Source organism: Brevundimonas sp. Root1423 (assembly GCF_001426805.1).
Genome location: NZ_LMFL01000077.1, coordinates 3,744 through 4,830, shown reverse-complemented (window position 1 = coordinate 4,830; position 1,087 = coordinate 3,744). Strand labels below are relative to the sequence as shown.

General features: G+C 69.2%; 1 protein-coding gene and 2 pseudogenes. All 3 read left to right on the top strand.

Annotated features, from left to right (window positions below):
* On the top strand, positions 1-360 hold a 360-nt coding region (locus tag ASD25_RS27605; RefSeq protein ID WP_156389493.1), incomplete at its 5' end, for a 30S ribosomal protein S2.
* A gap of 92 nt (positions 361-452) precedes the next feature.
* Positions 453-647, top strand: a pseudogene (locus ASD25_RS32625) (hypothetical protein); the annotation flags it as partial.
* A 1-nt stretch (position 648) separates the two neighbouring features.
* A pseudogene (locus tag ASD25_RS32620) lies at positions 649-1,087 on the top strand (elongation factor Ts); the annotation flags it as partial.

Here is a 1,087-nt window from a genome sequence, read left to right as displayed (position 1 = left end):
GACACCAACTCGGACCCGGACGGCATCACCTATCCGATCCCCGGCAACGACGACGCCGCCCGCGCCATCCAGACCTACTGCGACCTGATCGCCGACGCCGTCCTGGACGGTCTGGCCGCTGGTCAGGCTTCGGCSGGCGTGGACCTGGGCGCCGCCGTSAACCCGGACGAGCCSATGCTGCGCGAAGCCAAGGCTCCGAAGGCCGCCAAGGCCGTTGAAGCCGAAGTGGCCCCGGCCGAGGCTGAAGCCGTCGCCGAGGAAATGATCGCCGCCGCCGAACCGGCCGTCGCCGACGAAGCCGCCCAGGTTGCGACCTCGGAAGCCAACGACGCCGTCGAAACCGAGGAAGCCGCGGTCTAAACGACCCCGCTTCCCGACGGCGAAATCAATACGCGGCCGGGCCCCTCAACGGGTCCGGCCGTTCCCGCATACGCATACCAAGGAGATACCCCATGGCCGAGATCACAGCCGCCCTCGTGATGGAACTGCGCGCCAAGTCCGGCGTCGGCATGATGGACTGCAAGAAGGCGCTYCAGGAAACCGTATCGATCAGAACCACCCGCTCGCCGTCCCGCACCAACAGGGGCTGAACCGACAGATGGATGGCGTCTGGGCCTGAAGCTCGTCCTCGCCGGCGTGGCCGAACGNGCGTGGCCGCCGAGGGCCTGGTCGCCGTSGCCTCGAAGGAAGTCGGAGCCGGTGAAGTCGGCGCCGCCATCGAGTTCAACGCCGAGACCGACTTCGTCTCGCGCAACGAGCTGTTCCAGAACGCCGCCAAGAGATTCGCCCAGCTCGGCCTCGAGCACGCTTCGGTCGAGGCGCTGCACGGCGCCGAGCTGGAAGCCGGCAAGACGGTCCAGGACGAGGTCACCAGCATGATCGCCACCATCGGCGAGAACATGCAGCTGCGCCGCGCCGCCCGCCTGTCGGTCGACGAGGGCGTCGTCGCCTCCTACGTCCACAACGCCGTGTCGCCGGGCGTCGGCCGCATCGGCGTGCTGGTCGCCCTGCACGGCGGCGGCGACAAGACCGCCCTGCGCGAACTGGGGCGCAAGATCGCCATGCACGTGGCCGCGACCGCTCCGCT